The sequence below is a fragment of the Novosphingobium sp. BL-S-34 genome (genome assembly GCF_056857015.1).
The window spans coordinates 1,629,742-1,641,437 of the sequence record NZ_CM166472.1 but is presented as its reverse complement, the minus strand read 5'-3'; the positions used below and the strand labels follow the sequence as shown (position 1 = coordinate 1,641,437).

The 11,696-nt window shown below is 65.5% G+C and carries 13 protein-coding genes; 9 read left to right on the top strand and 4 right to left on the bottom strand.

What is annotated here, in order from left to right:
- The first annotated feature begins 96 nt into the window (after window positions 1-96).
- Both AC1VV3_RS07780 and AC1VV3_RS07775 read left to right on the top strand, forming a co-directional pair.
- Entirely contained in the window at window positions 97-666 is a 570-nt protein-coding gene (locus tag AC1VV3_RS07780; RefSeq protein ID WP_482961479.1) for a DUF3617 domain-containing protein, read from the top strand.
- A 77-nt stretch (window positions 667-743) separates the two neighbouring features.
- Window positions 744-1,469: an esterase/lipase family protein gene (locus AC1VV3_RS07775; RefSeq protein ID WP_132265334.1), complete on the top strand. Its 726-nt coding sequence runs from the start codon at window positions 744-746 to the stop codon at window positions 1,467-1,469.
- 44 nt (window positions 1,470-1,513) lie between these two features.
- Here AC1VV3_RS07775 and AC1VV3_RS07770 read toward each other — a convergent pair whose 3' ends face one another.
- The 3 genes from AC1VV3_RS07770 to AC1VV3_RS07760 form a co-directional block, all read right to left on the bottom strand.
- Window positions 1,514-2,398, bottom strand: a complete 885-nt coding sequence (locus tag AC1VV3_RS07770; protein WP_482961478.1) for an EamA family transporter — start codon at window positions 2,396-2,398, stop codon at window positions 1,514-1,516.
- An 85-nt stretch (window positions 2,399-2,483) separates the two neighbouring features.
- Window positions 2,484-3,431 carry a hypothetical protein gene (locus AC1VV3_RS07765; protein WP_431567335.1) on the bottom strand — a complete coding sequence of 316 codons (948 nt, stop codon included), beginning with the start codon at window positions 3,429-3,431 and terminating at the stop codon, window positions 2,484-2,486.
- 15 nt (window positions 3,432-3,446) lie between these two features.
- A complete protein-coding gene (locus tag AC1VV3_RS07760; RefSeq protein ID WP_314464880.1) occupies window positions 3,447-4,955 on the bottom strand; it encodes a YifB family Mg chelatase-like AAA ATPase in 1,509 nt (502 codons plus the stop codon).
- A gap of 169 nt (window positions 4,956-5,124) precedes the next feature.
- Here AC1VV3_RS07760 and AC1VV3_RS07755 point away from each other — a divergent pair, with 169 nt between their 5' ends.
- Both AC1VV3_RS07755 and AC1VV3_RS07750 read left to right on the top strand, forming a co-directional pair.
- Window positions 5,125-5,943, top strand: coding sequence for an alpha/beta hydrolase (locus AC1VV3_RS07755; RefSeq protein WP_482961477.1), 819 nt, complete (start codon window positions 5,125-5,127; stop codon window positions 5,941-5,943).
- A gap of 78 nt (window positions 5,944-6,021) precedes the next feature.
- Window positions 6,022-7,239 (top strand): acyltransferase family protein, encoded by a 1,218-nt coding sequence (locus AC1VV3_RS07750; protein ID WP_482961476.1) that lies wholly within the window; start codon window positions 6,022-6,024, stop codon window positions 7,237-7,239.
- 62 nt (window positions 7,240-7,301) lie between these two features.
- Here the strand turns inward: AC1VV3_RS07750 and AC1VV3_RS07745 are convergent, their stop codons facing one another.
- Window positions 7,302-7,538, bottom strand: coding sequence for a hypothetical protein (locus AC1VV3_RS07745; RefSeq protein ID WP_482961475.1), 237 nt, complete (start codon window positions 7,536-7,538; stop codon window positions 7,302-7,304).
- A 316-nt stretch (window positions 7,539-7,854) separates the two neighbouring features.
- Between AC1VV3_RS07745 and rpmH the strand changes: the two genes are divergently transcribed.
- From rpmH to yihA, 5 genes are all read left to right on the top strand, one after another.
- On the top strand, window positions 7,855-7,989 hold the full coding sequence (gene rpmH, locus AC1VV3_RS07740) for a 50S ribosomal protein L34 (RefSeq protein ID WP_086494189.1): 135 nt from the start codon (window positions 7,855-7,857) through the stop codon (window positions 7,987-7,989).
- Between the two features lie 214 nt (window positions 7,990-8,203).
- Window positions 8,204-8,665 (top strand): ribonuclease P protein component, encoded by a 462-nt coding sequence (rnpA, locus tag AC1VV3_RS07735; protein WP_482961474.1) that lies wholly within the window; start codon window positions 8,204-8,206, stop codon window positions 8,663-8,665.
- Between the two features lie 26 nt (window positions 8,666-8,691).
- Window positions 8,692-8,907, top strand: coding sequence for a membrane protein insertion efficiency factor YidD (gene yidD, locus AC1VV3_RS07730; protein ID WP_482962075.1), 216 nt, complete (start codon window positions 8,692-8,694; stop codon window positions 8,905-8,907).
- Window positions 8,908-8,965: 58 nt separating this feature from the next.
- Window positions 8,966-10,732, top strand: a complete 1,767-nt coding sequence (yidC, locus tag AC1VV3_RS07725) for a membrane protein insertase YidC (RefSeq protein WP_132264864.1) — start codon at window positions 8,966-8,968, stop codon at window positions 10,730-10,732.
- A 7-nt stretch (window positions 10,733-10,739) separates the two neighbouring features.
- Window positions 10,740-11,381 carry a ribosome biogenesis GTP-binding protein YihA/YsxC gene (yihA, locus tag AC1VV3_RS07720; RefSeq protein ID WP_132264866.1) on the top strand — a complete coding sequence of 214 codons (642 nt, stop codon included), beginning with the start codon at window positions 10,740-10,742 and terminating at the stop codon, window positions 11,379-11,381.
- Window positions 11,382-11,696 lie beyond the last annotated feature (315 nt).

Sequence of the window (11,696 nt, the reverse complement as noted above, 5' to 3'; positions counted from 1 at the left end):
GCGCGCGCCCCCGCCCTGAACCCCCTCCGGTATGGTGGCGGCGAAGGGCCGGTGATACGTCTTGCGTCACGAAACGGTGCGAAGGAAGGTGCTGATATGAAGCCATTCATGACCCTTGCAGCGATGGGCCTGGCGTTTCTGGCGGCCGGCTGCGGATCGAAGGAGAAGTCCGGCGAGGCGGCGGGCGCACCGGGCAAGTCGCAGGAAGAAGTACGACAGGAAGCCGCCAAGCTCGACAAACCGCGCCCCGGACAGTATGCGCAGACCAGCGAAGTGAAGCAGATCGACGTTCCAGGGCTGCCCAAGCAGATGGCAGACCAGATGAAGTCGACGCTTCAGAAGTCTCAGGTCAGCAAGTTCTGCCTGACGTCCGCCGAAGCCGAAAAGGGCTATCGCGACATGTTCCACGATGTGGGGCAGGGCCGGGAATGCACTTATTCGCGCTTCGACGTTGATGGCGGGAAGCTGGATGCCCAAATGGAATGTGCGTCGAAGGAAGGCGGCAAGGCCGTTCTGGCGCTCGACGGCACGGTGGCCGAGGACAACTCGGACATCACCGTGAAGATGGATATGAGCGGTGGGCCCCAGATGGGCTCCCAGCCCGGTGGGCAGATGAAGATGACGATGCATGTCACCACGAAACGCATCGGAGATTGTCAGGGATAAGGCCCCGTTTCGGCAGGGCCCGACCGTACAGGAGTTAGAAGGGTAAAGTGAACGGTCAGGCCCCGCGCCAACTCGACATGATGCGCAGCGCCATCGTGCGCCGCGCTGCGCTTGCGCGCGAGCCGCATCCGGAGGGTGTCCGCAAGCCGTCGCTGCGGCTGTTCTTTGCCGAACTGGCCTCGCTGCGCCGGGGCGGCAAGAAGCTGCTCGGGATCGAGACCGCGCTTCACCCGCAGCCCGTCATGCTCCTGCCCGGTTTCGGCGCTCATCCCAACCGGATGAAGCCGATGGCCGAGGCGCTGACCCAGGCCGGGCACGAAGTTCACGAATGGGGCCTGGGTTTCAACTTCGGCCCCAACCAGCACAATTTCGAGTTCCTGATGCGCCGGGTCGGCGCGCTGGCCCGGCGGCACCGCGCCCCGATCACCCTGGTCGGCTGGAGCCTCGGCGGGCTGTTCGCGCGCGAAATCGCCCGTCGGCAACCCGCAAGCGTGGGCAAAGTGGTGACGATGGGCACGCCGTTTTCCGGTGATCCCAGGGCCAACAATGCCTGGCGCGCCTATCAGGTGGTGACCGGGCACTCGGTGGACGCGCCGCCGATCGACTGCGACTTCGCCGAGAAGCCGCCGGTGCCGACAGTGGCGCTGTGGAGCCCGCGCGACGGGGTGATCCACCCGCGCTCGGCCTGCGGCTGGCCGCATGAACGCGACCGGGCCGTGCCGATCCGCTGCTCGCACCTGGGTTTCGCCAGCGATCCGCGAGTCATCGCCGAAGTGCTCCGGCAACTCGACATCGAGGACTGAGCGGGTCGACGCTGGCTTGCGAATGCCCCGATGCGGGCTTCCGTTCAGGCCATCACGTCGTCGCGCGCCTTGGCCACTGGCGCTCTTGCGCCGAGGGAGCACCCGGCGCTTGCCGCGATCATCATCGCCACGGCCAGCCATTGCAGCGCCGTCAGCCGCTCGTCCAGCACCAGGAACCCCACTATGGCGCCGAGCGCGGGGGCCATGCTGCTCAGAAGGCCGACGATTCGGCTGGAGAGCTGCCCCATCGCGCGCATCTCCAGCATGTAGGGCAGGGCGCTCGACAGGATCGCGACAACGATGCCCAGGCCGAGCGCGTGAAGCGGAAGGCTCGCCGGTGCCGAGGCGATCCCGAACGGCATGGTGACGAGGCAGGCCACGGTCATGCCGATCGAGACCGCCGTCGTGCTGCCCACTTCGGAGGCGCGCTTTCCGCAGAGAATATAGAGTGCCCAGCAAGCCGCGGCGGCCAGGGCGAAGCCGATTCCCGCCAGGTCCAGCGGCTGCGCCCGGCCGGGCCAGGGTATCAGCAAGGCCAGTCCGCCAAGCGCCAGGGCGAGCCAGAGGAAGTCGCGCAGCGACCGCGAAGTCGCCAGGACCACGGCCAGCGGTCCGCAGATCTCGATGGCGACGGCGATGCCGATGGGGATGCGGCGGAAGGCCCAATAGATCATCAGGTTCATGCCGCCGAGCACGAGGCCATAGACCAGCAGCCAGCGAAGCTGCCGCCCGGTCACGCGGCTGCGCCAGGGGCGTGCAATGACCAGCAGGATCACGGCCGAAATCGTCGTGCGCAGGGCCGCGACGCCTTCCGGCCCCACGACCGGAAACAGGCTCTTGGCAAAGGCCGCGCCCAGATTGATCGAGGCTTGCGCCACGACGATGGAGAGGCCGGCAAGAAGTACGGTGCGGTCGGTCGTCGCGGTCATGCCCCGCGCGATGCCTGCACTGGCGACGCGGGGCAAGCCGATAGTGGGGAGGGCAGGATTTCCGCTGCTCTCTTTGTGGTGCTGCCTATCGCTGCTCCGGTGGATCCGCCCGAACTTGAGGCGCAGACCCGTGGACCGATCCCAGCCAGAAAAAGCCGTCGAAGCCTGCTATCGGCGCTTCTCCCGGAAAGGTACCCAGTTGCATGAAGGGGGCGCGTTTCAGATCGACGTCGCTTTTGGCGGGATGGTTGCCGCACTCGATCGCGTCCTTGGGAATGGCCTGTCCAGGTTCGAAACGCCTGCCGGGCTTGGCAATGCAGTTCCATGCGCTGCCGGCAGCGAAGCGCATTTTCAGGCTGACCACGCGGCCGGTCCGGGCGAGGCGTGCTGCCATCGGGTCGAAGCTCTTTGCGCCTTCGCCGTAAGGAACCGTTTCGGCATGAAACCCGCCGACCAGAACCAGGACGCGGTCATAGCTGCCGCTGCTCGCGGCATCGTGAATATTCTCCGCCTGGGCGGCCTCATGCGGGCCTTGCCCCGCAAGATGGGCGAAGCGCTTGCGCTGGGATTCGTCGCGCGGGCCGTTGAACGCCGCCACGTCGATCGGGCGGCCTGCATCCTTCAGCCGGTGAAGACGAACCAGCATCGCGAACATCGCCTCGCTGGCGACGCCATCCGTGCGCCCCTTCCATCCGGACTTCTGCAAGGCTTGCGCGAACTGGTTCGCAGGTAATCGCCAGGCGTCCTGCAAGGCGGCATCGGCGCCCGAATCAAATTCGATGGCAAGGAGAACGCGCTGGTCTTGCGAGGCGAGCGCGCACGCCAGATCACCGACGAATGCCGGGCTTTCCTGCGTTCCATGAAGCTCCCCGAAGACGATATAACGCGGCTGCAGATTCGCGATTTCGGCCCAACCTTCCGGCACCGTGCAGGTCTCGGCAGCAGATGTGATCGAGGGCGGTTCGCTCCGCCCGGGCGTTGCCCCGAGCGATAGGGCCAGGCAAGAAACCAGGATTGTCGGCATCGAAGGCATGCGTCATCCTCTTGCTCAGCCCGTCGGTGGCCGCCGACGATAGCTGAGCGCCTCCGCAACGTGGATACGCTTTACCTGTTCCTCCCCCGCCAGATCGCCGATCGTGCGCGCAACCCGAAGGATGCGCGTGTAACCTCGTGCAGAGAGATGCATCGCCTCGGCCGCCTGCATGAGCAGCTTGCGGCCGGCCTCGTCCGGCGTGGCGTAAGTCTCCAGAAGGTCGCCGTCGAGTTCGGCGTTGGTGCGGTTGCCTGTTCCCGCCAGGCGTGCGGTCTGGACGGCCCGGGCCTGGCCGACCCTGGCGGCAACTTGCGCGCTGCCCTCGCTGGGCGGGGGAAGCGCAAGGTCTACCGCGCGCACCGGGTCCACTTCCACGTGAAGATCGATACGGTCGAGCAGGGGGCCGGAGACCTTGCTCTGGTAGTCGGCCGCGCACTTGGGCACGCGGGAACAGGCGAGCGCGGGATCGCTGAGATAGCCGCAGCGACAAGGGTTCATGGCGGCGATCAACTGGACCCGGGCCGGATAAGTGACATGGGCATTGGCCCGCGCGACGGTGACTTCTCCGATCTCCAGCGGTTGGCGCAGCGAATCGAGCACGGCGCGCTGGAATTCCGGCAGTTCGTCCAGGAACAGCACGCCGAGATGGGCCATCGAGACTTCGCCGGGGCGCACTTTGAGGCCGCCGCCGGTCAAGGCCGCCATCGAGGCGGAGTGATGCGGCGATCGAAACGGCCGGGCACGGCTGATGCGGCCTTCCTCCAGCGTCCCCGCGACGGAGGCGATCATCGAGACTTCCAGCGCCTCTGCGGCCGTGAGTTCGGGCAGGATTCCGGGCAGGCAGGCGGCGAGCAGCGACTTTCCGGCGCCGGGAGGGCCGCTCATCAGCAGGTTGTGCGATCCGGCTGCGGCGATCTCCAGCGCCCGGCGAGCGACCTCCTGCCCTTTGACCTGTTTCAGGTCCGGTCCGCGCTTGGGCGGATCGGCGCGGCCGGGTTCGGGCTGCGGCAGCACTTGCGTGCCCTTCAGGTGATTGAGCAGGCTGACCAGGTTGGGCGCGGCCACCACTGGAATGCCGTCGGCCCAGCGTGCTTCGCTGCCCTGCGCCGCCGGGCAGATCAATCCGAGGTCGCGCTCACTGGCGTGAAGCGCGGCCAGCAGGACGCCGGGAGAAGGGATCACCCGGCCATCGAGCGCGAGTTCGCCCACCGCCACGAAGTCGGCCAATTGCTCGCTGTCGACAATGCCCATGGCCGCCAGCAGGGACAGCGCGATGGGCAGATCGTAGTGCGAGCCTTCCTTGGGTAAATCGGCCGGGGACAGGTTGATGGTTATACGCTTGGGCGGCAGGGCCAGGCCCATGGCCGTCAAGGCCGCGCTCACGCGCTGGCGGCTTTCTCCCACCGCCTTGTCCGGCAGTCCGACCAGCGCGAAACCCGGCATTCCGGGCGCGACCTGGCACTGGACCTCAACCGCACGCGCTTCCAACCCCAAGTAGGCGACAGTGGAAACGAGAGCGACCACGCAACCAATTCCTTGATGCAATCGTAATCAGAGCGGCGGTCGTAATCAAAATGTTAATCACGTTGTATAACGAAATTTGACCCAAGTAATTGCAGTTGTCCATTAGGTTAAAGTGTTTTAACCTTAGCTCTAGTGACTTGAGTAAGCAGATGGACTGCATCTCATGGACATGCGCGCATTTGCCTCCATTCCCGCTCTGGCGATCCTGACCTCCGCCTTGTTCGGAGCAGGCCCGGTCGCGGCGCGGGATGGCAGGATTTCCTACGAATTGGTAGAGGCCGGGGCCGGCTCAGGCCCCGCCGGGCTGGTCGATCCCAGCTATGCCGAACAAGTCGCTCTGGCGGCGGCTGACGAGGAACAGGGCCTTGCGCAGGATGCGCAGCAGCAGGCTGCGTTCTGGCAGTCCGCGCCTGCCGGCATTCCGCGCGGGATCGCCCGCTACGGCCCGTTTCGCGTGATCGACGGCACGCATGCCGCACTCGTGGATGCCACGGATTCGCGCAGCCCCGAACAGTTCGCGGCGCTGCTGCGGGACTATCCGAATATCTCCGAACTGGAGATGATTGAGTGCCCGGGGACTGAGGACGATCTTGCCAATCTGCGGCTGGGACGCATGATCCGGGCGCGCGGGCTTACGACTCATGTACCCACCGGTGGGTCGGTGCGATCCGGCGCTGTGGAGCTGTTTCTGGCTGGGCGGCTTCGCTATGCCGATCCGGGGTCGGAATTCGCCGTTCATGCCTGGCTCGACGATACCGGACGCACCCCGCGCGACTATGCGGCCAATGCACCGGAAAACCGCCGATATCTGGACTATTACCAGCAGATGGGAATGGATCTTCGCGAAGCGCAGGCATTCTACGCGATGACCAATGCCATTCCCTTCGAATCCGCGCGCTGGTTCGGGGCGGAAGAGATGGCGCGCTGGGTCAGGCTGGACCGGACGCGCAGCTGGACCTCCACGCAACTTACCCTGTTGCAACGATAACGGACCTGTCTTCCTTTGGAGGAGAGCTGAGATCCACAGCATGATCGATCCGTTGCGCGGGCGGGGGGCTGGCGCGGAATGCGGGTCGATGCAATGGATTTGGCGGAGAACGGCACGGGCAACCGACCCGGGCAAAAGCGTCTGAACAGGACCGACGCGGCCGATAGCGGCGCTTTGGGTTCGCTGGTCGGGCTTCAGGTGGCAAGGGCGCTGGCCGCCCTGTCGGTCACTTTTCACCATGCTCTGGAAACGTCGAACGGCGTCCCCGGCGCTTTCAGTCCGGACTGGCTCACTACGGGGGGAGCCGGCGGAGTCGACATCTTCTTCGTCATCAGTGGCTTCATCATGGCTCATACCAGCCTTGTTCCAGGGCGCCCCGCGCCTTCGCCAGCCGCCTTCCTGCAAAGGCGCGCCACGCGGATCTATCCGCTCTACTGGCTTGCCTGCCTGGCGATGCTGTCGCTCATGGCCCTGGGGTTCTTCCAATCGCGCACGCTCTCGACCGGAGACATCGTGGCCGGCCTGGCGCTGCTCCCCGGAGGACAGCCGATCATCGGGGTGGCCTGGACGCTCGTCTACGAAGTGTACTTCTATCTGGTCTTCGCGGTCTGCCTGATGGCGGGCTCTCGCAGGGCCACGCTGCTGGGGACGGGCGGGATCATCGTCTCGGTCCTGCTGCTGGCTCATGGCCTGCCGGAAAGCGAGATCCGGCGCTTCCTTACCGATCCGATCCCGCTCGAATTCCTGCTGGGCTTGGGGTTGGCGCAGTTTCATTCGGGGCTGATCGCGGGCCAGCGCGCAACCCGACTTGGGGCTTTGCTCGTCCTTTGCGGTTTCGCCCTGCTCTATGTCGCACCGCTGTTCGTCGCCCACGAGACAACGCATGGCCTCAGCGGATGGGGCAGGGTTGCTACCTGGGGCACGGCGGGAGCGGTGATCGTTGCCGGCCTGCTGGGAGTGCGGGCAAGTGGTGGCCGCGGCTGGATTGGACGCGTCGTGCAGCCGCTCGTTGCCTTGGGCAATGCTTCCTACGCCCTCTATCTCTCTCATTTCTTCGTCTTGATGGCTTACGGCCTGGCCCTGAGATCTCCGGAAGTGGCGCGGATACCGCAGTATCTGCTGGTGCTGCCCGTGGTCGTCCTTGCCTGCTTCGTGGGCGGCGTGACGCATCTCATGGTCGAGCGGCCCCTGCTGCGATTCTGCCGCCGCCTGACGGGATCTGCAGAAGGAAAGAGGGCAATGCCCTTCTCACGCCGGAGCGAATCGAATCCCTTTGCCCGAGCGCCTTGGCGCTGACCGTTCGCGCGCAAGGGGGCGGATCCGGGCGAATTGGCAGAAGGTGCGGCCTGCGAGGCGTTCTATTTGAAGAGCGAGCCGAGCCAACCGCCGCGCCGCGCGGGCCGCTGTGCCCCGCTGACCTGAAGCAGGTGATTCGCCAGGACCGCGGCCTGGCTGCGGGTCAGGAAGAATCGGGCGTTGTCGGGCTCGTCGCCGGAGTCCCAGCCTTCCTTTTCGAAGGTTTGAAGTTCAAGCAGGATGTTCGGGCCAAGGTCGCGCGAGGCCCATCCCACCAGCACGCTGATACGCTCTTCCATAGCCATCACTTCGCCGCACCCACCGTTTCTGCCGCCGAAAACCGGCCTTCGGCCGCGATGCTAACATGGATGGAGAGGCTCGGGACGTGGCGCTCCAGTAGACGCGCGGGGGCATTGTGGGTAATGGCGAAGGCGATCCAGGCTGGGCAGCCTCGGTGCGCCGGAGGCCTCTTCGGATCTGCCGTTTCATGTGCCTTTGCCTTGACTCTCCCGCACCGGTCCAGTAACGGCGCGCTTCTGTTTTGCGGTCGACCTTCTTTGGGCGGCCCTTTTTGTTCGGGTCCTTCGGGGCCGTATTTGAATTTCGAGGACCGTCATGAAGCGCACTTTCCAGCCCAGCCGCCTTGTTCGCGCCCGCCGTCACGGCTTCCGCGCCCGCACGGCGACCGTCGGCGGCCGCAAGGTGCTTCGTGCGCGCCGCGCTCGCGGCCGTTCGAAGCTTTCGGCCTAAGTCTTCCAGCCTCACGGCTGGATGCGGCACGGCCCGTGCCGCCATCCGAGTTCCCCTGCCTTCGGGGATTCGGGTGGCGGCACGGGTCGCCGCCGTATGGGGCGGCCGCAATCCGGCGCCGCGCGCGGCTCACGATCGCTTGTTCTGGCGATCCCTGCCATTTGCGAAGGGCGCCGTTTGTGATCGAGAGCCGTCGCCCCTATCTTCGACCGCAATGACCAGCGCCTATTCCACGATGACCAGAAGGGCCGACTTCGTTGCGGCCAACGGCGGTCTTCGAGTCGCGCGCGCCGGTTTCGTGCTCCTGGCCAAACCGAATGGTGGGCAGGGCATGCGGGCGGGGATTACCGTCACCAAGAAGATCGGCAATGCCGTCGTGCGCAACCGCATGAAGCGGCGCTTTCGGGCGTTGCTGCGCGAGATGCTGCCGGAGCACGGCCTGGCCGATACCGATCACGTCCTGATCGGCCGCGAAAACGGCGTCGAGCGGGACTTCACCCTGCTTCGCGACGAATTGCTGGCGGCGCTCGGCCGCGCCCAGGCCGGCAAGGGTGATCCGCCCCGTAGCCATCGCGGTCGCAAGCGTGGCCCGGGCGGCAAGGGGAGCCCGCCCAAAGGCGGCCCTGGCAAGATGGGCGGGGGCTCGGACGCCTCGAACAAGGACGCGCGGCCGTGAAAAGGGCGCTCGCCATCCTAGCTTCCGTGCCTGGGCTCCTGCTGATTCTGGTGGCGCGGGCCTGGCAACTCGGCCCGTCGCGTGTGATGCCGCCGACCTGCCGCTATGCGCCGTCCTGCTCGCAGTACGCCATCGTGGCGGTCCGCAAGCATGGTGCGATTAAGGGTGGCTGGCTGGCGTTCAAGCGTATATTGCGCTGCCAACCTTGGGGTGGGCACGGCTACGACCCCGTCCCTGACTGAATGAAATCGAGGCAGCCCTGGTCGCTGCCGCGGACGCGAATACGACAGGAAAACCTTCGTGGATAAGCAGCGCAACATCATCCTGGCGGTCGTCCTGACCGCGCTCGTGCTCTTCGGCTGGGAAGCCGGGATGGGGTACTTCTATCCGCAGGCCAACAAGCCGGCACCGGTCGCCCAGAATGCTGGAAACCCGACCGATGCGGCTGCCAGTGCCGGCAAGCCCACCCGTGAAGGCGGCCTGCGCGATGCGGCCGACCTGGCGCTGGAGCAGAAGGACCTGAAGACCGCGCTCGCCGCTCCCGGCCGCGTTCCCATCGCCGCGCCCGGCGTTTCGGGTTCGATCAACCTTACCGGCGCGCTGCTCGACGACCTCGTCCTGAATCGCCACCGCGAAACGGTGGAGAAGGATTCGGGTCCGGTCCGCATGTTCTCGCCTTCGGGAACCCCGGCGCAGCAGTATGCCCAGTTCGGCTGGGTCGGCGAAGGTGTGGCCGCGCCGACCGCGCAGACGGTATGGACCGTGGCGCAGGGCGCCCGGCTCACGCCGTCGACGCCTGTCGTCCTCACCTGGGACAACGGCCAGGGCCAACTCTTCTCCATCACGCTCAAGGTGGATGAGAACTATCTGATCACCGCCGACCAGCAAATCCAGAACCGTGGTTCGGGCGCCGTGGCGATCCAGCCCTTCGCGCTGGTGAACCGTACCGACCGTACCGCGGCGGCCTATGCCTGGACGCTGCGTACCGGCGGCGTGGGCGCGTTCGACGGTTCGGTCGCTTTCGGTCCGAAGTATGACGCGCTCGCCAAGGACGGCACGATGCCGCAGCCGGGCAACACCGACTGGATCGGCTTCACCGACGTCTACTGGATGTCGGCCGTCATCCCGGTCAACGCCAAGGCCCAGGGCACCTTCCGTTCGCAGGGCAACGGCATTTTCCGCGCCGACGTCGTCTATGACAAGTCGGTGATCCAGCCAGGCCAGAGCCTGACCCGCGAAACCAAGCTGTTCGCCGGCGCCAAGGAGCACAAGGTGCTCGACGCCTACGAAAAGTCGGGCATCGCCAACTTCGGGCTGGCGATCGACTGGGGCTGGTTCCGCTGGTTCGAAAAGCCGATCTTCTGGCTGCTCACCAAGCTGTTCAGCCTTGTCGGCAACTTTGGCGTGGCCATCATCCTGCTGACCGCGATCGTTCGCGGCATCATGTTCCCGGTGGCCCAGCGCGGTTTCGCCTCGATGGCCGCCATGCGCGCGATCCAGCCGAAGATGAAGGCGATCCAGGAGCGCTACAAGGACGACAAGCAGAAGCAACAGCTTGAGATCATGGCGCTCTACAAGCAGGAAAAGGTGAACCCGCTTGCCGGCTGCCTGCCCATGTTCCTGCAGATCCCGGTGTTCTTCGCGCTTTACAAGGTGCTGATGCTGGCGATCGAGATGCGCCACCAGCCCTTCGTGTTCTGGATCAAGGACCTTTCCGCGCCCGATCCGCTGCACATCCTGAACCTCTTCGGCCTGCTGCCGTTCAACCCGCCGGGCTTCCTTGCCATTGGCGTGCTGGCCCTGCTGCTGGGCGTGACGATGTACTTCCAGTTCAAGCTGAACCCGGCCCAGATGGACCCGGCCCAGCAGCAGGTCTTCGCGCTGATGCCGTGGTTCATGATGTTCGTGATGGCGCCGTTTGCCTCGGGCCTGCTGGTCTACTGGATCACCTCGAATATCCTGACCATTGCGCAGCAGCAGTTCCTTTACAGCCGTCATCCGCAGCTGCGGGCGCAGGCCGAAAAGGACGCGCAGGACAAGGCGCGCACCGCCGGACGCAAGGCCTGAGACTGACATGGAAGAAGAAAACACAGAATTGATGGAGCAGGCGCGCAAGCTCTTTTCGGGACCGGTAACGTTCCTGAAGAGCGCGCCAGCGCTCAAGTTCCTCCCCGATGGCGATTCGCCGGAGATCGCCTTCTGCGGTCGGTCGAACGTCGGCAAGTCGTCGCTGCTCAATGCGCTGACCGGCCGCAAGTCGATCGCGCGCACTTCGGTGACGCCGGGGCGCACGCAGGAGCTGAACTTCTTCGAAGTGGGCGAACCGCTGCAGTTCCGCCTCGTCGACATGCCCGGCTACGGCTTCGCCAAGGCGCCGCCTGCGGTCGTCGAGACCTGGCGGCGCCTGGTGCGCGACTATCTGCGCGGCCGCGTGGCGCTGAAACGCACGTTGCTGCTGGTCGATGCGCGCCACGGCGTGAAGACCGTCGATGCCGAAATGATGAAGATGCTGGACGAAGCCGCCGTCGGCTATCGGATCGTCCTGACCAAATCCGACAAGATCAAGGCGAGCGAACTGGAAAAGGTTCATGCCGAGACGATTGCCGAGGCGCGCAAGCACCCGGCGGCCTATCCTGAAGTGCATGTCACTTCTTCGGAGAAGGGGCTGGGCATCGCCGAGCTTCGGGCCGCAGTGCTCTCCGATTCGCAGACCTGAACCGAATGGGCGGGATCGGGGCCTTCACGGCGCCGATCCCGTCTGCTCGTATCGATACCCCTCTGCCGCCCGGTTTGTTTCGCGGCATAGACAGGCGTGATCCGCGGGGCGCTATAGGCGCCTGCCGATGCCCCGGTCCCGCTTCGGGACATGCGGCGATAGCTCCGCAATGACCCTTTTCTCCTTTGATATTCATGACTTGCCGGGCGGTGATCGCTGCGGACCGGACGGACTTGCACGAAGCATCCGGAAAAGTGCGAATGTGACGATTGCGTGACGGTGATGGTTCGCCTAGAGGCGCTCGGTCGCGTCAAT

What these genes read in the sequence shown, in the direction of transcription:
- AC1VV3_RS07780 (WP_482961479.1), top strand. Translation starts at nt 97, where the DNA reads ATGAAGCCATTCATGACCCTTGCAGCGATGGGCCTGGCGTTTCTGGCG.
- AC1VV3_RS07775 (WP_132265334.1), top strand. Translation starts at nt 744, where the DNA reads ATGATGCGCAGCGCCATCGTGCGCCGCGCTGCGCTTGCGCGCGAGCCG.
- AC1VV3_RS07770 (WP_482961478.1), bottom strand. Translation starts at nt 2,398, where the DNA reads ATGACCGCGACGACCGACCGCACCGTACTTCTTGCCGGCCTCTCCATC.
- AC1VV3_RS07765 (WP_431567335.1), bottom strand. Translation starts at nt 3,431, where the DNA reads ATGCCTTCGATGCCGACAATCCTGGTTTCTTGCCTGGCCCTATCGCTC.
- AC1VV3_RS07755 (WP_482961477.1), top strand. Translation starts at nt 5,125, where the DNA reads ATGCGCGCATTTGCCTCCATTCCCGCTCTGGCGATCCTGACCTCCGCC.
- AC1VV3_RS07750 (WP_482961476.1), top strand. Translation starts at nt 6,022, where the DNA reads ATGCGGGTCGATGCAATGGATTTGGCGGAGAACGGCACGGGCAACCGA.
- AC1VV3_RS07745 (WP_482961475.1), bottom strand. Translation starts at nt 7,538, where the DNA reads ATGGAAGAGCGTATCAGCGTGCTGGTGGGATGGGCCTCGCGCGACCTT.
- rpmH (WP_086494189.1), top strand. Translation starts at nt 7,855, where the DNA reads ATGAAGCGCACTTTCCAGCCCAGCCGCCTTGTTCGCGCCCGCCGTCAC.
- rnpA (WP_482961474.1), top strand. Translation starts at nt 8,204, where the DNA reads ATGACCAGCGCCTATTCCACGATGACCAGAAGGGCCGACTTCGTTGCG.
- yihA (WP_132264866.1), top strand. Translation starts at nt 10,740, where the DNA reads ATGGAAGAAGAAAACACAGAATTGATGGAGCAGGCGCGCAAGCTCTTT.